The sequence below is a fragment of the Legionella hackeliae genome, assembly GCF_000953655.1.
Taxonomy (GTDB): Bacteria; Pseudomonadota; Gammaproteobacteria; order Legionellales; family Legionellaceae; genus Tatlockia; species Tatlockia hackeliae.
The window spans coordinates 1,228,307-1,246,955 of sequence record NZ_LN681225.1; the positions used below are offsets into that span (position 1 = coordinate 1,228,307).

The window sequence follows — 18,649 nt, forward strand, 5'->3', positions numbered from 1 at the left end:
GCAGTTACGGGTATCATAGCGCATGAAAATAAATTCGCCAAATGAGTAACTGATGAGTCGACAATTTTTGGATTTCGAACAACCTATTGAAGAGCTAAATCAAAAAATTCAAGCATTGCGTATGGTTGGCAATGATAATGAAGTTAACCTAAGTGAAGAGATTGCCCGTCTTGAGACAAAATGTCAGGAATTGACAGCAAATATTTTCTCTAATCTGGAGCCCTGGCAAGTTGCCCAAATGGCACGTCATCCATTGCGTCCTCAGACTACAGATTACATAGAGAATATTTTTACCGATTTTCAAGAGTTACATGGTGATAGGCATTACTCGTCTGCTCCGGCCATCATTGGTGGTTTAGCACGATTAAATGGTGAGCCGGTAATGGTCTTGGGACACCAAAAGGGTAAGAGAACAAAAGAAAAGGTTTACCGAAACTTTGGTATGGCTCGTCCTGAAGAATACCGTAAAGCATTGCGGTTAATGAAACTTGCTGAAAAATTCAAATTACCGATATTTACTTTTATTGATACAGCAGGTGCTTATCCTGGTATTGGTGCAGAAGAACGTAATCAGTCTGAGGCCATCGCAAGAAATTTGCTCGAAATGGCAAAATTAAAAACCATAGTGGTTTGTACAGTGACAGGGGAGGCCGGTTCAGGAGGTGCTCTAGCTATCGGTGTAGGGGATCGGGTCTTGATGCTCCAGTATGGAATATACTCAGTGATTTCTCCCGAGGGTTGTGCTTCCATTCTCTGGAAAGATGCGGCGAAAGCAAGTGAGGCGGCTCGTGCTATGGGTATTACGGCTGATAGAATCATTGAATCTGGTTTAGTGGATGAAGTCATTCCTGAACCTCTAGGCGGTGCTCATCGCAATGTCAATGAAATGTGTCAGCGCTTAAAAGATGTATTAACGGATGAATTACGAACTTTAAAAACGTTTTCAATGACCGAGCTTTTACAGCAACGGTATGAAAAATTCATGGCGATGGGTGCTTGTGATTAATGGATTATTTGATAGCGAAATTTTACAATCTCTCCAAGGATATCATCGTTTATTCGTAGGTTACAGTGGAGGACTAGACTCCACTGTGCTTCTTCATGCCCTGTCAAGTTACCCACAACTTCAGCCTAAGCTTACAGCGGTGCATATCAATCATGGGATTAGTCCTAATGCGCAAAACTGGCAAAAGCAATGCCAGCAATTTTGCGATAGTCTAAAAATACCCCTAATCGTAAAACAAGTTCATTTCAAACGTGATTCCAATGTTGAAGATGCTGCAAGGCGTGCTAGATATAAGGTGTTTGCCAGTTTGATTGAAAAAAATGACTGTCTGATTCTTGCTCATCATCTAAATGATCAAGCTGAGACTTTACTATTGCACTTATTACGAGGAACAGGCATTGATGGCTTGTCAGGGATGTCTTCTTTAAAGAAATTTGCCGAGGGAGTATTACTTCGACCCTTGTTGCATTCCCCACGTAGCACGCTTGAAACTTATGCGAATGACAATCACTTGCAATGGATTGATGACGAGAGCAATGAAAACACTGCATTTTCTCGGAATTTTTTACGACATCTGGTAATCCCTTTGCTTGCCTCACGTTGGCCTAAAATTATTAATAACCTGGCGCGTACAAGCAAACATTGCCAACAAGCGCAAGAGAATTTAGAAGATTTGGCAAAAATTGATTGTCCTGAACTTGCAGTTATTTCGCCTCAACTCCCTCTTGCCAAACTTCTACCGTTAACTCGAGCTAGACTAACCAATGTATTACGAGTTTGGTTGAAAGGTAATCAGATTAAATTGCCGTCTACGGCAACCTTTAATCGATTAATTTCTGAAGTGATTCATGCTAGACGAGATGCGAATTCCCAAGTTTCCTGGGGAGATAATATTTGTGTCAGACGCTATCAAGACAGATTATATTTAATACTCAAAACGCAAAGTTCTCACTTATCAGTTCGGTGGAATTCTTTTCCTGAGCCTCTCGATTTAGGTTCGGGTAGGGGGATTTTATCGGCACATTTGACGACTAGAGGGCTTGTTATACCTCCCAATAGCACAATTGAAGTAAAGTTTCGCCAAGGTGGGGAGACATTGCATTGGCATGGTCAAACCAAACAACTCAAAAAGTTATTTCAAGATTGGCAAATTCCTCCATGGCTTCGTGAAAGCATACCCTTGCTATACATTAATCAGGAATTGGCTTGCGTCGTAGGTTACGCGATAAGTGATCATTTTTATAAGGCGGACTCAAAGACCGCGTTTCAACTATTATTAACTTTTAATTAATTATAGTTAACTGAAAACCCTCTTTATTAACTAAAGTTCAAAATTTAAAATTACCGATATTTCCACTAACAGGTCATTATTGTGATTTCAAAATTTCGTATCGCATGGCTCTTAAGTTATATTTCCATCGCTTCTTTTTCAGCCGCAATTATTACTCCAGGATTGCCTCAAATCCAATTACAATTTGGTTTGGCGAATGGTCAGGTCGAGTGGTTAGTGTCTGTTTTCTTGCTTGGCTATGTGGTTGGTCAGCTTATTTATGGTCCACTTGCTAACCGATGGGGGCGAGTAGGAGCTTTACGCATCGGGTTGAGCATTAATCTTGTAGGGTTGTTGCTCTGCCTGTTAGGATTGGGGCAGTCCAGTTTTTTCTTATTAATCCTGGGACGTTTTATCAGTGCGCTAGGTGCAGCTAGTGGGCTTGCTTGTACTTATATGTTAATTAATGAATGGTTGCATGAATCGCAACGAGCAACAGCCATGGCTTACAGCATTTTGTCGTTTACAGTGGGTATCGGGTTTGCCGTTGCTCTTGGTGGTGTTCTCGCTGAGTATTGGCAGTGGTCCCTTTGTCTTATCGTATTACTTATTCATGGTATTGTAATGCTAGGGGGAACTTGCTTGTTCAGTGAGACCTTAATAAACGCTCAGCCAATTTATTGGCGAGAGATTATTAATAATTATCACCAGTCTTTATCGTCAGGAAAATTAATCATCTTTTCTTTGGTTGTAGGTTTGTGTTCAACCATGGGGTATTGTTTCTCAGCGGCTGGTCCACAAATAGCCAATGACATTTTACACCTTAGAATAGTGGATTATGGGTATTGGAATATTCTTAACATGCTTGGCATGCTCCTGGGTGGATTATGGGCAAAGATTTTAATCAATCGCTTTTCAGCCACACAAGTGATTACTCTGGGATTATTGGGTAGTTTGATGGGGATCTTAAGTCTTGTAGCAATGGTGTTAATTCATTCTGTATCGGCAAGTTGGTTCTTTTTTAGCACAATGAGTTTTTATCTCTTTGGCGGTCTCTTGTTTACAGGAGGCGCTTTGCTTGCATCGACGGCAATTAAAGATAAAGCAAATGGTTCGGCAATGATGAGTTTTATTAACATGTCGAGTGCAGCAATAGCGGTGATATTGATGGGGTATATGGATGCAAATCCTTTAAAGGCTTTTGTAGATATTCTAGGAGGAATGTGGTTGCTGGTTGTTGGTTTGCTCGTTTTCTATTATTGCTTTATTAAATCGATGCCATTACAGGAAGCATAGTTTATTGGGCATTGCGAGCAACGCGAAGCAATCCATGCATGGATATCCTGGATTGCTACATTGAGCTCGCAACGATGTGAGTTTATATAGAAAACAGCGGGCCAGCAGAGGTCTTTTCTAAGTCTATACCTAATTGGCTAGCTGCTGTAGCTGCTTCTGCAGTTTTCATGGGAAAAAATCTTTGTGCGTATCCAAGGGTACAGCCATAAGCCACCGCACTAGCAATACGCTTAATCAAATTAAGTAAGTAATCGCTCCAACTTAAATCTCTTTCGAGTGTTGGAATTGCAGCAGTAATTAGAGTTTGTGCTTGTTGAATATAACTCGTGAAATCTTGTGAAGCCCTGGGTTGTGTAACAACCTTCTCCAAGTTTTGAGTTAATTGCCTGTGCAAATTTAACGCTTTTTGTTTTGCTTGCGGATGGTGTTTACCTATAGTTTCAATTTTCGTCTTAAATTCATCTAAAATTGAATGAATTGCTTTATTCTGTATGCGTTTTTCTTTTTCCTTTTGTAGTTCTGTCCCTGATTTCAGGAAAACAGTTTCTGGAATGCCATGTGATGGGCATCGATCGGTCTCGACAGACAATTCTGGCTTTAAAACTTCAATGTTTTCTCTCAGCTGTTCAATAAATTCGTCATTGATACAATGTTCTATGTTAGAGGGGTAGGCATAGACTTTTTTTATGCCATGGAGATCTAATATATTTTTTATGACTTTTAGCAGATGTGGGTCAGCCCAGCTTTGACCAATAATTGACATATGTTTAATGGTGGATAAAACATACGACAAACCGTGTTGCTCAACAAGTCTTTTCATAAAATTATTGGGATCTTGCTTTTCATACTGAAACAGGGGTTGATACTCATTATAAGCATTGTCTGGAATAACATGATACAACTCAGTATTTTGGGCCAAAAATTCGGAAAAAACCTTTAGAAATTTAGCCTCTTTAGTCTCCATAATCACGTTATTCGCGGTCTCATCGATGAATATTGATTTTTCTATTAAATCTCGAAGTTTTCGCCAGAATGCCAATACTTTTTCACTATTATCAATAATGATAAGCTTAGGGGTCTCTACGCGATTTCCTAGCTGACAGATTAAATATAGGGATCTTAGGACCGAGGTTCCGACTAGGGCGATCTTCTCTTTGTTTGCTTTATACGTTTCAGGTAAATTTATTATTGGCTCGTTTCCTACCAGAAATGCTTTATATTCCGTTAAGCTAGACTTTGGAGCTTGTTTAATTCCATATTTTTTTCTTGCTAAATGGCCTCTAACATGGCGTTGTATACGAATTGCTGCTTCTTTATCGGTAATAATGGGCATGTTTAATTACTAGCGTGCAATAAATATAAACAAGCATACACTTGTAACCTTAAGTGGGTATTAACAATTGATAATGCACTTGCTCTCTACGAAAGGGAATCTGCTGCCTACATCCTGCCGTTTGTCCGCGGGATGTAGTTTATTCAACCACTTAGATCCCGCGGACAAGCCGCGGTACGTAGGATAGTTAGTCCGAGGTAGGGGTTACAGTAGTCCCGAGGTAGGGGTTACAGTAGTCCCGAGGTAGGGGTTACAGTAGTCCGAGGTAGAGTAAAGAATATTCCGGACATAGGAATAAAGAATAATATGGATAAACAATCCATTAAACGCGATGTTCTTCAGATTATTCGACCCAATCAAATTCTAAAGAAGCATTAACATTCTGGATGATTAACAGCCAATCCACCCATGGAGGTTTCTTTATAAATACTTTGCATGTCTTTACCAGTTTCTCTCATCGTACGAATCACTTTGTCTAATGAGATTTGATGCTGGCCATCACCAATTAACGCCATGCGAGAAGCATTGACTGCTTTTACTGCACCCATCGCATTGCGTTCAATGCAAGGAATTTGCACTAAACCCATGACTGGGTCGCAAGTCATGCCAAGATGATGCTCCATTGCAATTTCAGCTGCATTCTCAATTTGCTCAATGGTTCCGCCTAATACTGCGGTAAGGCCGGCTGCTGCCATAGAGGAGGCAACACCTACTTCGCCCTGACATCCTACTTCGGCACCGGAAATAGAAGCCCCTTCTTTATAAAGGATACCGATGGCTGCTGCAGTTAAAAAATAAGTATAAATATCTTCTTTGCTCCAACGATCATGCGCCTCTTGGCAATAGCGTAATACGGCGGGGATAATACCTGCGGCACCATTTGTGGGGGCGGTGACAATTCGGCCTCCTGCGGCATTTTCTTCATTGACTGCCATAGCGAACAAATTAAGCTTGTTCATGATATCGGATTGCTCAAAGACACTGGGTACGCCTTTGTGCTCAACCAATTTTCGGTATAAATCAGGCGCTCTTCGCTTAAGATTTAAACCGCCAGGTAGATTGCCTGGATGTTTGCAGCCGTTTTCAATGCATTCATCCATTACTTTAGCAATCGCAAGAATACCGGCATGAATTTCTTCATGGGTTCGCCAGGTTAATTCATTGGCCATCATAAGTTCTGCGATTGTCATTTTGTTGTCATAGCAACGTGTTAAGAGCTGTTTCGCAGTTTTAAAGGGGAAAGGGGGAGGGCTATTTTCACCAGATGCGTGATCAAATGCTTCTTCAGTGGTAATAAAACCACCACCTATAGAATAATAAACTTGAGCAAGAAGTGTATTTCCAGCAGCATCGTAGGCTGTAAAACGCATGCCATTGCTGTGTTTTGGTAATAATTCTTTTTGTAAAAATAAAAAATCAGTCGTTTCTGTGAACGGAATATTTTTCTCACCTGCCAGAGACAGTGTTTTTAAGCTAAGAATTTCCTGCATACGAGGGACCATACTCTCAGGATTTACAGTCTCGGGGGCCTTGCCCTCTAAACCGTTAAGGATAGCCTTATCGGTACCGTGGCCTTTTCCTGTCAATGCAAGTGAACCGTAAAGCTCAATCTTGACACGCTCGGTTTGATCAAATTTTTTCTCTTTGATAAGTAGATCCAAAAAAGCGTTAGCAGCAAGCATAGGGCCGACTGTATGCGAGCTCGATGGGCCAATACCTATGGAAAACAAATCAAATACGCTAATACTCATTCAAGGGACTCAGTGGTTTAAATAACGTCAATTTTAGAAGGAAAATTGCACACAAACAATAAAAATGTGGGTTTATAGTATAAGATTAGTCGAAAAATGTGGGGCTTTAGGATTTTACCCTAGTAATTTTAATTATTTTTAGGCAGAATGGTTGGGCATTTTTGCATGTTCTATTCTGGACCAAAGACAAAAGGGGAATTGTTTATGAAGATGAGACTGGTCGCTGCAGCTGTCATAGGTTTGACAATGTCAACGGCAATCATTGCCGCTGATGCATCAGCTACTGCTACAACTGCGCCTGCAACTTCTGCTACACCTGCAACATCATTAAATAGCGACATGGATAAACTGTCTTATAGTATTGGTGCTGATTTAGGTAAGAATTTTAAAAAGCAAGGTATCGATATTAGCCCTGCTGCTATGGCTAAAGGTTTGCAAGATGGCATGAGTGGCGGTCAATTGCTGTTAACTGAACAGCAAATGAAAGATGTATTGAATAAATTCCAAAAAGATTTAATGGCTAAGCGTAATGCAGATTTCAATAAAAAAGCTGAAGAAAACAAAGCTAAGGGCGATGCCTTTTTAAATCAAAATAAAGCTAAAGATGGCGTAGTGAGTTTACCAAGTGGTTTGCAATACAAAATTTTGCAAAAGGGTGACGGCGCTAAACCTTCTAAAGATGATACTGTTACCGTTGAATACACTGGTACATTAATTGATGGTCAGGTTTTTGATAGTACTGACCGAACTGGCAAGCCAGCTACGTTCAAAGTATCACAAGTTATCCCTGGCTGGACTGAAGCACTACAATTGATGCCTGCTGGCTCAACTTGGGAAGTTTATGTTCCTGCTGATTTAGCCTATGGTCCTCGCAGTGTTGGTGGCCCAATTGGTCCAAATGAGACTTTAATTTTCAAAATTCATTTAATCTCTGTAAAAAAATCTGACGCTTAAAAAGCAACGCTCCTGGTCCTAGCCAGGAGCAATTTTATTGAATTCTTAATCTTGCTTGTTCCAGCCAATTCCATTCATATGTCGGTATTAACTCTATGAGGTTGCCAATATTTTTAGTAAATTGCGCCTGATTCAATGAGTAACATTAAGAATTTAATCGATAGAATTTATATTGAGTATTCTCTATGAATAAACGGTTATTAATCATTTTTTTATTAGGATTTTCTTCAGGACTTCCGTTAGCTTTGATTACTGGAACCTTGCAGGCTTGGTATGCTGATGTAGGGATGTCGGTATTGGCAACAGGCATGTTGAGCCTCATCAGCTTACCCTATGCTTATCGTATTGCCTGGGGACCTTTGTTAGATCGCTATTCATTGTTACCTATGGGCAGAAGACGAGGCTGGATTTTTGTTATGCAGTTTGGTTTATTAATTGGCTTTAATGCGATGGCCTGGTTTTCACCACAAACCTCCCCTGAGGTGATGGCGGTTTTGGCATTTTTGATGGCTTGCTTCTCTGCAACACAAGATGTAGCAATCGATGCGCAACGAGTAGAATATTTATCAACCAATGAACATGGTTTGGGTGCTTCGATGGCTGTTTTTGGATATCGCCTGGCACTTTTGATTGCAGGCGGTCTTGCACTGGTGATTGCTAAACATCTTGGTTGGGCGTTTACCTACAGGCTGATGGGATGTTTAATGTTGATTGGTATTTTTGCCACATTGTGGAGTTCAGAGCCGCCAAAAGAAGCCAGTCAATATACCAATTTTGTGGATTCTTTTATTGCTCCAATTAAAGAGCTATTAACGCGTCGCGGCATAATTCCCCTGTTATGTTTTATTTTGTTTTACAAGTTAGGTGAAGCATTTACAGCGACCACAAGTGGTATCGTGATGCCTTTTTTAATTCAAGGAGTGGGTTTCTCGCTTGATACAATAGGCTATGTGAATAAAATGATAGGTATTAGCTCCATACTTGTAGGTGGTTTGGTTGCAGGTATTGTTCTAATGCGTTGTTCACTCTTTAGTGCACTGCTTGTTTTTGGTTTGATCCAGGCGGCAACGAATATTTTATTTATTTTATTAGCTATTGTCGGAAAAAATCTAGCATTATTTGCTACTGCAGTCGTCTGCGATAATTTTGCAGCAGGTTTGGGATCGACTGCCTTGGTTGCTTTATTTATGCGATTGGTTAACAAGTCATTTACGGGAACACAATTTTCTCTGCTGGTTGCTGTTTCTACCTTACCGCGAATTTTCTCGGGCCCACTGGCTGCGATGTTACAGATGTGGCTTGGTTGGATAGGACTCTATCAATTGTCTTTTCTTCTTGCGTTAGGATTTGTTCCCTTTCTATTTATGATTAAAGAGCAAACGAAACTTATCGATGAAGTTAATTTCTCTGAGAGAGAAGCGATTCGTGTAGTTCATTAGAGGATGGTTTATCCTGCGCATTTGCGCAGGAATCATCAGATCAGATCTATAAATAAATATCACTGATATCAATAGGATGATAAGCATTCCATAATTTAATAATCAAATCATCCATGGCAGCCTGCACTTTTATGAAAATTTATTTTTTACAAAATCTACATCTACCGAGCAATCATCAACGCGACCAAATTCGGATGAATCGATAAGGACGTTGGGGTAATTTTAAAATTGAGTTGTTGCTTGAAAGAAAAATCTTTTATGTGCAAGTGCATATATCTTTTATGCACTATTAATGGTACCGAGGGTGGGACTCGAACCCACACGGTGTCACCACCACCGGATTTTGAATCCGGCGCGTCTACCAATTCCGCCACCCCGGCACAGGCGGCCATTATAACAAAGAAATAGTTTGTTACAATGGGAAAAATATAAATTATTTCTTTTATTTCCATCTCCTGCATGCATAATCAGCTGGAACTATCGAAACCTTTGCAATACAGGTTTATTATTTGAATAGCAGGAAACTGTTTCCTGTTCATGGAGAGAAGACGTGACTATAAAAAAATCAGTTATCGCTGTAACCCTAATATTCTCTTTACTTGCGTTGGATAGCTATGCTCAGAATTTCATCTGTCCAGATCCTGATAACAGTTCATTGAAGTGGGGTGTTATCCCAAAGCCCTGGATTGAAAATCCCTATTCATCTAACCACGTGCAAGGCGAATCAGGAACTCGATTTTCTCGGGCAAATATCATGGTTGCCGGATTGGGGCGCGGAGTAGTTTGTACGTATAAGAATTCCGTAGGGCTTTATTCAATTTGGTGGCCAGTGCGAGTGAAGATTCCAGCCCGTGTTGATTATAATTGGATTGAAACATTAGGTGGTTTTGTATGTACTCAATCATTAACTGATTGCATCTTTAGTGTAGCAATAGAGGAAAGATAGTTTTGCTGAAAGTCATTTGATTCTTAGAAGATTAAGCAAATTATGCTAATGTAGAAAAATTCAAAAGAAAGCTGTCGTGAGAGAAGGATGTTATTAAGACAAGGACGACTTTTACTTTATGCCTTGATTGTGAATTATGTTTGTCAAATCACGGCTTTTGCTCAAAGTGATAGCAATCCCTGCACTGCAGGTCCAGCAGTACTTGCCTTAACTGATCGTGGCGGATTTGTTAATAGTCCTTGTATTATTCCTTATAAATCAGCCTTTTTAGAAGGTGGTTATCAATATCAAACTTACAAACCATCAGGCTGGTTATATAATCTTCCTCAAGGTGAGTTTCGTGTGGGTCTGCCAGGAAATACAGAATTTGGTGTTTGGTCTCCCAACTATGCAGAAACAGATGTGGAGCCCTTTTCGGGGTATAACTCGTTAATATTCGATTTCAAACATCCTTTTGCTTCCAGTCAAAATTGGATTATTACAGGTGCGGCGACCTTTGTGGTTCCTGGGGGAAATTCGTCATTTGGCAGTGGAGGTATCGGAACAGCACTAAGTCCTATCCTGACTTACAACCTCAATGATCAATGGAGCTTAACCGGAACGTTCGAAATAGATTCCTTTACTACCCCGGCAGCTGAAGGAGGAGAGCGGTATACGGTTTATATCCCCGACATTCTGTTAGGTTATAGTCCCATTGAAAAGCTTAATCTATATGTGGAAATGTATGATTTATCAAAAACAGGACCCGGTGAGGGGAACGCTCTCATGATCGATTATGGGTTGCTTTATATGATTACCTCGAAAATCGCGATAGATTTGGGATTATTTAATCAGCTAACCAACAACCCCAATCAATTTAATTTTAGCTTTGTAGGTGGTGTTACAATTGATTTAGGGTAGTTCCTATAAGCCCTCTATGAATGAGGCAACAAACTCTCAATTTCTTGTCGGATTTTTTTAAACGATGCCATAGGCAAATATTGCTTCAGCACATTTCCCTGAGTATCCACCAAGAATTTTGTAAAATTCCAGGGAACAAATTTAAGGGGGCGTTTTTTAACATTTTTTACAAGATATTCATATAAAGGTGCCTGATTGGAACCTTTTACATCGATTTTGGCGAACAAAGGAAAAGTGACGCGGTAACAGCTTTCAGCAAATGCTTTAATCTCATCATGATTTCCTGGCTCTTGATGAAAAAATTGATTACAAGGAAATCCAAGAACGCTAAATCCTTTCTCTTTATAATCATGCTGGAGTGCTTCCAATTCTGCATATTGAGGCGTAAAACCGCAACGACTAGCTACATTCACAATAAGCATCACTTGATTCTGGTAGGGTTTTAAATCAATTTGACTGCCATCCATTTTTTCAACTGGAACTTCATAAATTGAATGATATTTGGTGTTCATCGCAAAGCACTCCTGTCTAAAATCCTTAAATGGCAATTACAAACGATTCTCAGTAATATTAATCATCATTTCTAATGCCTTTTTTGCGTTATCAATAATCCACTGCTGATCTTTTTCTAGTAGACGCTGGCGTGAGCCGGTGAATTCATTCACCAAGTCTCCAGCTTTCACTTCGTTGTAACTCATTGTTTTTCCCTGGCGTAGAAGATCAAGCAAGGCAACCAGATGAGGAGGATCATTACGCGACATAGTGGCACAACCACAGCCCATCCCTTTTTCATGTTTCTTTTTAGGGGCCTCAGCCAGATTGACTACGTCAATGCCAAGAGTTTTACAATGTTGTTTTACATTTTCAACCATATGATTTTCAGTACCAATGGCATATTTTTTAGTACGAGCTCGGTCATTAACCACGTAATCCCAAATGAAGGCAGTCGATCCAGAATGCTGGGCGATGCGAATCACCTCATTACGACATTCAGGATGGACCACAGTAGTGTAGCCGTGATTATGCCAATACTCACACATGTAAGGTTGATAATGGGTATGAACTGCACATTCGCTAGAAAATAAAATCAATTCAGCGTTATCAAATTGCTCCAAGGTCTTTTGGTCTTGGGCGAGTAAAGAATATTGAGCACCCGCAGTGCCCCCGGGCCAATAAGCTAGCTTGTTGATACCCAGCCAGTAAGCAATATTTTCACCCATATGACGATCAGGAATAAATAATATTTTTTTATTTTGCTGACGTGCCCATTCAAAAATTTTTTTAACGTTCGAGCTTGTGCATACGGCACCCCCCTGAGCGCCGGTCATCGCTTTGACGCGACCAGAGGTGTTCATGTAACAAACTGGTAAAATATTTTCAGCACCATATCGTTCATTCAGATCTAAAAAAGCAGGCTCTACCATGAAATCTTTTGCCAGCATTTCCATGGTGCATCCTGATTTAGGGTTCGTGATAAACACTTGTTGATGGTGATTTGCAAGAATGGCGATAGATTCCGCCATAAAATGAACAGCAGATTCGATGATGACGGATTTTTCCGGATGATTGGCAGCCATGAGGGCTAATTGATAGGAGTCGCCAATTTGTCCACCAAATTGTTCCACCAAGCGTACAATATCACCTCCCATATAATAATGAGCAAGCAAAAGCAGCTTATCACCAAAATGGTTTTGAGCTTTTTTTACGTAAGGAGTCATCCAGGACAAGACTGTTGTTAATTTGCGATCGGGTAGGGCAAGGTATTCTTCGGCGTAAGGAATGAATTCTTCTTGATACCAATCCAATGGATAATCACTTTGGCAAATGGTCATGTCATTGGTAACACGCATTAACGTTTTTTCTGGCTGATAAACAGAGTGGCTTTCAAACATCCAAAAACCTCAAATCAAGTAAAAGGGTTTTGCGGTGAGGTTAGTCTGGCAATACTCTCTTCGGCTTTGACATTTTTTTGAGGAAAATCCTCTCGGTAATGTCCGCCGCGCGATTCTCTTCTTGAGAGTGCTGCCCGAACAATCAATTCCGCATTCAATACAATATTACGTAATTCAATAAAATCACGAGTAATACAATGCTTCCAATAGTATTCTTCAATGATTTTTTTTCGTTTCATAATTAATTGTAGTAGATCTTGTAATCCTGCTTCGGTACGTACAATCCCCGCATAAGACGTCATTTCACCGCGAAGGCCACGCCAATGGGCATTAATTTGGCTGGCACGTCTTGGATTGACTTCACCAGGTGAACTCCAACTAGGAATATTATCGACTACTTTGGCTGGCGATGTAATGTCTTTTAAAGTGCATCTTGCTGCATTGCTGGCCATCACCAACGCTTCTAATAAGGAATTACTGGCTAAGCGGTTTGCGCCATGCAATCCTGTAAAAGCAACCTCACCAATGGCATATAAACGCTTAAGATCGGTGCGACCATCAACATCGGTTAATACTCCACCGCACTGATAATGGGCTGCAGGGACTACTGGAATCATATCTTGGCTCATATCAATGCCAATGCCCAGCAAGGTTTGATAAATTTGCGGGAAGCGTTTTTTAAGAAAGGTTTTGGGCTGATGTGTAATATCGAGATAAACAAACCCATGTTGTCCGTGCTCTATTTCACTAAAAATAGAACGGGCTACGACATCGCGAGTTGCAAGCTCCATTGCCTCAGGTGCATAACGGTGCATGAAACGTTCGTTGGTATCTGGGCTTTTTAATAGGGCACCTTCACCTCGTACGGCTTCAGAAATTAAAAAATTATTGAGCGAGTGGTGGTGTAATAAAGTTGGGTGGAATTGATAAAACTCCATGTTACCAACACGTGCACCAGCACGATAGGCCATGGCAACCCCATCGCCGGTGGCGATGATGGGGTTGGTCGTGTATCGATAAGTTTTCCCTGCACCACCGGTAGCCAGAATGACGCACTGCGCCACGAAAGTATGAATGCAGTTTTTTTCGCAATCCAGAATATAGGCACCCAGCACCTCTCCCTGGATATCAGTACGGTGAGGGTGGTATTGGGTAATTAAATTAACTGCTACATGATTCTCAAAAAAAGTAATCTGTGGCTGTCGTTTTGCCGTTTCTAACAAAGCTTGGGTCACGGTTAGCCCTGTTTGATCGCCCGTGTTAAAAATACGCCGATGTGAATGCCCACCTTCTTGAGCTAGTGCAAAATCACCATTAGCTTGCCTGGTAAAATTAACCTGATAACTAATTAACTCTTCTATGGCTTGAGGCGCCTGGCGAATGATAAACTCAACTGCGGGTTGATAACATAACCCATCACCGGCAAGCAGCGTATCAGCAATGTGGGACTCTAACGAATCCTCTTTAGACACTGCAGCAGCAATTCCTCCTTGAGCATAACGGCTATTACATTCAGTGCTTTCTGCTTTACTGATCAGTGCAATTTTTACATGGGGCTGCAATTTTAGTAATTGCAGGCAATAGTTTAGACCGGCAAGACCGGTGCCTAATACTAAAACATCAAATTCACAGGTGTGTCCTTGTTGAGATAGTTGGGTCATGAAAATGCTTTAACCAATTGTGCAGCCAAACCTGTGTATTTTTCTGGCGTTAGTTCTAGTAATTGCTTTTTAACGTCTTCAGGAATGGCAAGTGATTTGATGAAATTTTTTAAACTTGCTTCATCAATTCCCTGCCCACGCGTTAATTTTTTTAATTGCTCATAAGCATTAGGTAAATTATAGCGACGCATGACAGTTTGTATAGGTTCTGCCAAAACTTCCCAATTCGAGTCTAAGTCTGATTTTAATGCTGCTTTATTGATTTGAAGTTTATCGTTACCTTTTGCAATTGCCTGAAAAGCAATGAGCGTGTAAGCAAAAGCAACCCCGATATTTCTTAGCACAGTAGAGTCAGATAAATCTCGTTGCATACGTGACTGAGTAAGCTTATTGGCAAAATGATTAAAGAGCGCATTGGCTAACCCAAGATTACCTTCTGCGTTTTCAAAGTCGATAGGATTTACTTTGTGGGGCATGGTAGAGGAACCAACTTCTTCAGCAACTGTTTTTTGTTTAAAATAATTGAGTGAAATATAAGTCCAAATATCTCGCGTGTAATCGAGCAAAATATTATTAATACGAGTCATGATGTGAGAGACTTCAGCAAGACCATCATGGGGTTCTATTTGTGTCGTATAAGCGCTGAATGATAATCCCAAGGAGCTTACAAAATTTGCGCAATGTTTGCGCCAGTCAATATCCGGGTAGGCAATAACATGAGCATTATAATTTCCAACGGCACCATTGAATTTGGCGGGTATGAGAACTTCTGCTAATTGTTGCTGGGGCCGTTTCAATCGTGCAACAAAATTGACTAGCTCTTTTCCTACTGTTGTCGGTGTTGCAGGTTGTCCATGAGTTCTTGATAGCATTGCAATGTCGGCATGCTGTTTACCAAGGAGAGTAATACCCCCCATAATTTCAGCCAAAGTCGGTTGAATAACTTGAGCGATGGCTTCTTTCACCATTAAGGCATAAGCCAAATTATTGATATCTTCTGACGTACAGGCGAAATGAATGAAGGGTGTATATTTTCTCAGACTATCAAATTGTTCTAATTTTTCCTGCAAATAGTATTCAACCGCTTTAACGTCGTGATTAGTCTTTTTTTCATAGTCTTTAACTTTCTCTGCCTCAGCTTCGTTAAAGTTAACCAAAATTTCTGCTAAATAAACCCTGGCGGCGTTATCCAATTGAGGTACTTCCGTAATATCCTTATTCGCTGCCAAGGCTTCAAGCCAACGGATTTCAACCATTAATCGATAATAGGTGAGTGCAAACTCACTAAAATAAGGACTTAGGACCTTTGTTTTTTTTAAATAACGTCCATCAATCGGTGAAATAGCGTTTAAGGGGGATAAGCTCATGGTAAAATCGTCACAATCATAAAGCGCATATGATATTAGATGCAGCAGCAGATGTGAATTAAAACCGTCGTTAAATGTAATTTTTAATCCATTTAATTCTGATTGCTGATCTAAATTAAAAACCTGACGTACGATTCGACGAATTAGCGAGAAGTACGTCATGCAATTAGAAGGTTACATCGGTGGGCCAAACGTAGAGGTATCTGTTCGTTCCAGTTCAGATTGCGGTGTTGGTGCTCTGGAGAAACAATTACCAAAAAATCGATTTGCCAGAGTGTCCAAAATGCTTGGGGGATTTTGAGGTGCTTTTTCTTTTGGAATAGGTTCGTCAACCTGGACCGGAGCAAGCGAAGCAAGCTTTTTGCGAATCGTGACGATATGTGACTTAAGTTCGTGACTGCTATTAAGATCTTTATAAGGGAATATACGATAAATTGTCGGGTAGGAAATCCCATCCACTACATAATCCACGGTTTTAAGAAGGTGCTCACGAGTTCTTGGGTGAATGGCATTCTTTTTTAATAAAGACTCATGTTGTGCGAAATCAATTATTCGGGTTTCGTTAGGAATTGGCCGCCACTTTTCCTGATATTGGTAGAGTTTTACCATTAAGCTAGGATTTACAACTTGAGTCTGAAGAAGATTATCTTGAACAAGTTCGTAGTCAAGAAAATCGCTTCTCACCCTTTGAGCCAGTGAGTGGAAGTCATTTTCGGTAATTTGCAAAAACAATTCCAATACTCTTGCAAAGTTTTGACTACATGCGCGACTGGCAAGTAAATCGGATAATTCGTCTAAATTTTTCTCCAATCGGGTTAGAGCCGCTCCGTCTACTTCTTCGTTTGTTTGTTCCGGGGTACTTGGTTTCTTATCCGGATCGGTAAAATATGATCTGAAGACATCAATGTGCCCGGTAAGTGTGGAATGCAAATCATTGTGGTTTTGATAAACGAAAATAAGAAATTTATTCAAATTTTCTACAGCTGCGTTTATTCTTTCAGGTTGCTCTTCGCCTCGTTTTAGAATGGCCTTATCACACTGCATTAAAGTTTTAATTAAATCTTCATAGGCCGCGACAGTTTGACCAAGCTCGACAATTTCTTTTGCGTCATTGATCTCTTTTGAACTCAATAAATGACTTGGATCAGTTATCCTATAGTCAACGTCAATGTCAACGCCTTCACAAAGCTCTGCTAATTGGTCATCATCCAATCCGTTAATTTCGAACAGATGTCGGTAAACTGTTTTTAAAAAAATGCTAAACATTAGCGAATTATTCAAGGCACGATTTAAAATGTGGTAGAACAATCCTTTCTTATAACCTTCTTCTGCGCCTAAGCGGATGCTTTGAAAAAGGTCATGGATAGTGGCCACGCTTATGACAACAAGTACCAAGCTGGTAATCAGAGTGAGAGCAAATGCTGCGAGAAAGGCTGTTACAATGCCCCAGAACAATGCGGAACTTAATTTTTTATCTGAGTCATTCTCATAAGTTTTTACGGCCGCATAAATGGGGGCAATTATGAAAATCAAGGAGGCTATTAAAATTGTGGCAGCGGCATTGAATAAATTTACTAATAAGGATTTAAGTGGATATAACACAGCACCAACAGCAAAACCACTAACTTTGTTTAGAGTTCGCAACATAATAGAACCTTTGATTTTCAAAAAAAGCGCTTTATGTTAACAAAATAAACAAAAAAGACCAAGCCCAATTTATACATAATAAACTGCTATGTGAGAAAAAAATATTTAAAAACGATAAATTACGAAAAGTTAATACTTATCTGGGGGAATAGTAATAATTTATTAGATGTATAAGAGCAAGTGATTTGTTATAATTCATGGCGGTTAAATTAAGGGCATAGCTAAAAATGTCAGAAAAGCAGCTAGAATCTTCACCACTTGGACAAAAAACTGTTTATATTGAAACTTATAATAACACGCTTTTGTTTCCTATTTCTCGTCAGCCTAAGCGTGATGCTATCGGTATCATGGCGCAGCAAAATTTGCCTTTTAAAGGGTACGATTTATGGACTGCTTTTGAGCTATCCTGGTTGAATGAAAAAGGGAAGCCTGTTGTCGCGGTTGCAGACATTGTTATTCCATGTGATTCTCCGAATTTAATTGAGTCAAAATCATTTAAACTCTATCTAAACTCATTTAATAATACCCACTTTAGTAGTGTGGAGTCTGTGCAGCAAACCATTATTCATGATCTTAGTAAAGTCGCTGGACGTCAGGTGTCTGTTACCATTTATTCTCCTGAGGACTTTAATAATTCTAAAATTAGTCACTTTGAAGGCTTTTGCCTGGATGAGATGGATATCAATTGCAATGAATATCGAGTAAATTCTAAGCTTTTGAAAGCTCATCATGACAAAGTTGAGAATAGTTCCCTGTATAGTCATTTACTCAAATCAAATTGCCCTGTAACAGGCCAGCCAGATTGGGGGTCGGTTGCTATCAATTACAGCGGACATCGCATTGATAATGAGGCATTGTTGCAATATTTGGTTTCTTTTAGAAATCATAACGAATTCCATGAGCAATGCGTGGAACGTATATTTATGGATATTATGCATTATTGCCAGCCTACTGAACTCACCGTTTATGCTCGTTATACACGCCGAGGTGGGCTTGATATTAATCCTATTCGCTCTAATAAAGAGATCAAACAACCCGTCAATATTCGATTGTATAGGCAATAGGCTCTAAGGTCTGTTGACGCTTACCATCTAAGTTCGCAGGATGTGGACTTAAGATGAAATGTAAACACACTCAAGTCTATAATCCAATGATACTAAGGCTTGGTTGTAGCTCGTAGTTATAAT

At 40.0% G+C, this 18,649-nt stretch carries 15 protein-coding genes and 1 tRNA gene; 8 read left to right on the forward strand and 8 right to left on the reverse strand.

Going from position 1 to position 18,649, the window contains the following annotated elements; translation table 11 throughout:
- The first annotated feature begins 52 nt into the window (after window positions 1-52).
- From LHA_RS05610 to LHA_RS05620, 3 genes are all read left to right on the forward strand, one after another.
- Window positions 53-1,006, forward strand: a complete 954-nt coding sequence (locus LHA_RS05610; protein WP_045105673.1) for an acetyl-CoA carboxylase carboxyltransferase subunit alpha — start codon at window positions 53-55, stop codon at window positions 1,004-1,006.
- A complete protein-coding gene (gene tilS / locus LHA_RS05615; protein WP_370447939.1) occupies window positions 999-2,297 on the forward strand; it encodes a tRNA lysidine(34) synthetase TilS in 1,299 nt (432 codons plus the stop codon). The genes LHA_RS05610 and tilS overlap by 8 nt, the downstream gene beginning before the upstream one ends.
- A gap of 81 nt (window positions 2,298-2,378) precedes the next feature.
- Window positions 2,379-3,572: an MFS transporter gene (locus LHA_RS05620; RefSeq protein ID WP_082060294.1), complete on the forward strand. Its 1,194-nt coding sequence runs from the start codon at window positions 2,379-2,381 to the stop codon at window positions 3,570-3,572.
- Window positions 3,573-3,654: 82 nt separating this feature from the next.
- Here the strand turns inward: LHA_RS05620 and LHA_RS05625 are convergent, their stop codons facing one another.
- The gene (locus LHA_RS05625; protein ID WP_045105676.1) at window positions 3,655-4,905 is read right to left on the reverse strand and encodes an IQ calmodulin-binding motif-containing protein; all 1,251 of its coding nucleotides are present in this window, start codon (window positions 4,903-4,905) and stop codon (window positions 3,655-3,657) included.
- Between the two features lie 374 nt (window positions 4,906-5,279).
- Window positions 5,280-6,656 (reverse strand): L-serine ammonia-lyase, encoded by a 1,377-nt coding sequence (locus LHA_RS05630; RefSeq protein WP_045105677.1) that lies wholly within the window; start codon window positions 6,654-6,656, stop codon window positions 5,280-5,282.
- Between the two features lie 204 nt (window positions 6,657-6,860).
- Here LHA_RS05630 and LHA_RS05635 point away from each other — a divergent pair, with 204 nt between their 5' ends.
- Together LHA_RS05635 and LHA_RS05640 are read left to right on the forward strand one after the other, a co-directional pair.
- Window positions 6,861-7,610, forward strand: a complete 750-nt coding sequence (locus tag LHA_RS05635; protein WP_045105678.1) for an FKBP-type peptidyl-prolyl cis-trans isomerase N-terminal domain-containing protein — start codon at window positions 6,861-6,863, stop codon at window positions 7,608-7,610.
- 185 nt (window positions 7,611-7,795) lie between these two features.
- Window positions 7,796-9,049, forward strand: coding sequence for an AmpG family muropeptide MFS transporter (locus LHA_RS05640; RefSeq protein ID WP_045105679.1), 1,254 nt, complete (start codon window positions 7,796-7,798; stop codon window positions 9,047-9,049).
- A gap of 293 nt (window positions 9,050-9,342) precedes the next feature.
- On the opposite strand, the gene LHA_RS05645 is transcribed toward LHA_RS05640, so the two are convergent.
- Window positions 9,343-9,429: transfer RNA gene (locus LHA_RS05645), tRNA-Leu, on the reverse strand.
- Between the two features lie 191 nt (window positions 9,430-9,620).
- On the opposite strand from LHA_RS05645, the gene LHA_RS05650 reads away from it, so the two are divergent.
- Window positions 9,621-9,995 carry a DUF3757 domain-containing protein gene (locus LHA_RS05650; RefSeq protein WP_045107412.1) on the forward strand — a complete coding sequence of 125 codons (375 nt, stop codon included), beginning with the start codon at window positions 9,621-9,623 and terminating at the stop codon, window positions 9,993-9,995.
- Window positions 9,996-10,082: 87 nt separating this feature from the next.
- Entirely contained in the window at window positions 10,083-10,895 is an 813-nt protein-coding gene (locus LHA_RS05655; RefSeq protein WP_045105680.1) for a transporter, read from the forward strand.
- A gap of 14 nt (window positions 10,896-10,909) precedes the next feature.
- Here LHA_RS05655 and LHA_RS05660 read toward each other — a convergent pair whose 3' ends face one another.
- The 5 genes from LHA_RS05660 to LHA_RS05680 form a co-directional block, all read right to left on the reverse strand.
- Window positions 10,910-11,407, reverse strand: coding sequence for a glutathione peroxidase (locus LHA_RS05660; RefSeq protein ID WP_045105681.1), 498 nt, complete (start codon window positions 11,405-11,407; stop codon window positions 10,910-10,912).
- A 36-nt stretch (window positions 11,408-11,443) separates the two neighbouring features.
- A complete protein-coding gene (gene nadA, locus LHA_RS05665) occupies window positions 11,444-12,787 on the reverse strand; it encodes a quinolinate synthase NadA (protein WP_045105682.1) in 1,344 nt (447 codons plus the stop codon).
- Between the two features lie 14 nt (window positions 12,788-12,801).
- Window positions 12,802-14,448, reverse strand: coding sequence for an L-aspartate oxidase (gene nadB, locus LHA_RS05670; RefSeq protein ID WP_045105683.1), 1,647 nt, complete (start codon window positions 14,446-14,448; stop codon window positions 12,802-12,804).
- Window positions 14,445-15,815, reverse strand: coding sequence for an adenylosuccinate lyase (gene purB / locus LHA_RS05675; protein WP_045107413.1), 1,371 nt, complete (start codon window positions 15,813-15,815; stop codon window positions 14,445-14,447). Before purB ends, nadB begins: the two co-directional genes overlap by 4 nt.
- Window positions 15,816-15,989: 174 nt before the next feature.
- Complete coding sequence (locus LHA_RS05680) at window positions 15,990-17,462, reverse strand: hypothetical protein (RefSeq protein WP_045105684.1); 1,473 nt, start codon at window positions 17,460-17,462, stop codon at window positions 15,990-15,992.
- A 227-nt stretch (window positions 17,463-17,689) separates the two neighbouring features.
- On the opposite strand from LHA_RS05680, the gene queF reads away from it, so the two are divergent.
- On the forward strand, window positions 17,690-18,526 hold the full coding sequence (gene queF, locus LHA_RS05685; protein ID WP_045105685.1) for an NADPH-dependent 7-cyano-7-deazaguanine reductase QueF: 837 nt from the start codon (window positions 17,690-17,692) through the stop codon (window positions 18,524-18,526).
- Window positions 18,527-18,649: the final 123 nt, after the last annotated feature.

What these genes read in the sequence shown, in the direction of transcription:
- LHA_RS05660 (WP_045105681.1), bottom strand. Translation starts at nt 11,407, where the DNA reads ATGAACACCAAATATCATTCAATTTATGAAGTTCCAGTTGAAAAAATG.
- LHA_RS05630 (WP_045105677.1), bottom strand. Translation starts at nt 6,656, where the DNA reads ATGAGTATTAGCGTATTTGATTTGTTTTCCATAGGTATTGGCCCATCG.
- nadB (WP_045105683.1), bottom strand. Translation starts at nt 14,448, where the DNA reads ATGACCCAACTATCTCAACAAGGACACACCTGTGAATTTGATGTTTTA.
- LHA_RS05635 (WP_045105678.1), top strand. Translation starts at nt 6,861, where the DNA reads ATGAAGATGAGACTGGTCGCTGCAGCTGTCATAGGTTTGACAATGTCA.
- nadA (WP_045105682.1), bottom strand. Translation starts at nt 12,787, where the DNA reads ATGTTTGAAAGCCACTCTGTTTATCAGCCAGAAAAAACGTTAATGCGT.
- LHA_RS05655 (WP_045105680.1), top strand. Translation starts at nt 10,083, where the DNA reads ATGTTATTAAGACAAGGACGACTTTTACTTTATGCCTTGATTGTGAAT.
- LHA_RS05640 (WP_045105679.1), top strand. Translation starts at nt 7,796, where the DNA reads ATGAATAAACGGTTATTAATCATTTTTTTATTAGGATTTTCTTCAGGA.
- purB (WP_045107413.1), bottom strand. Translation starts at nt 15,815, where the DNA reads ATGAGCTTATCCCCCTTAAACGCTATTTCACCGATTGATGGACGTTAT.
- LHA_RS05625 (WP_045105676.1), bottom strand. Translation starts at nt 4,905, where the DNA reads ATGCCCATTATTACCGATAAAGAAGCAGCAATTCGTATACAACGCCAT.
- LHA_RS05680 (WP_045105684.1), bottom strand. Translation starts at nt 17,462, where the DNA reads ATGTTGCGAACTCTAAACAAAGTTAGTGGTTTTGCTGTTGGTGCTGTG.
- queF (WP_045105685.1), top strand. Translation starts at nt 17,690, where the DNA reads ATGTCAGAAAAGCAGCTAGAATCTTCACCACTTGGACAAAAAACTGTT.
- LHA_RS05610 (WP_045105673.1), top strand. Translation starts at nt 53, where the DNA reads ATGAGTCGACAATTTTTGGATTTCGAACAACCTATTGAAGAGCTAAAT.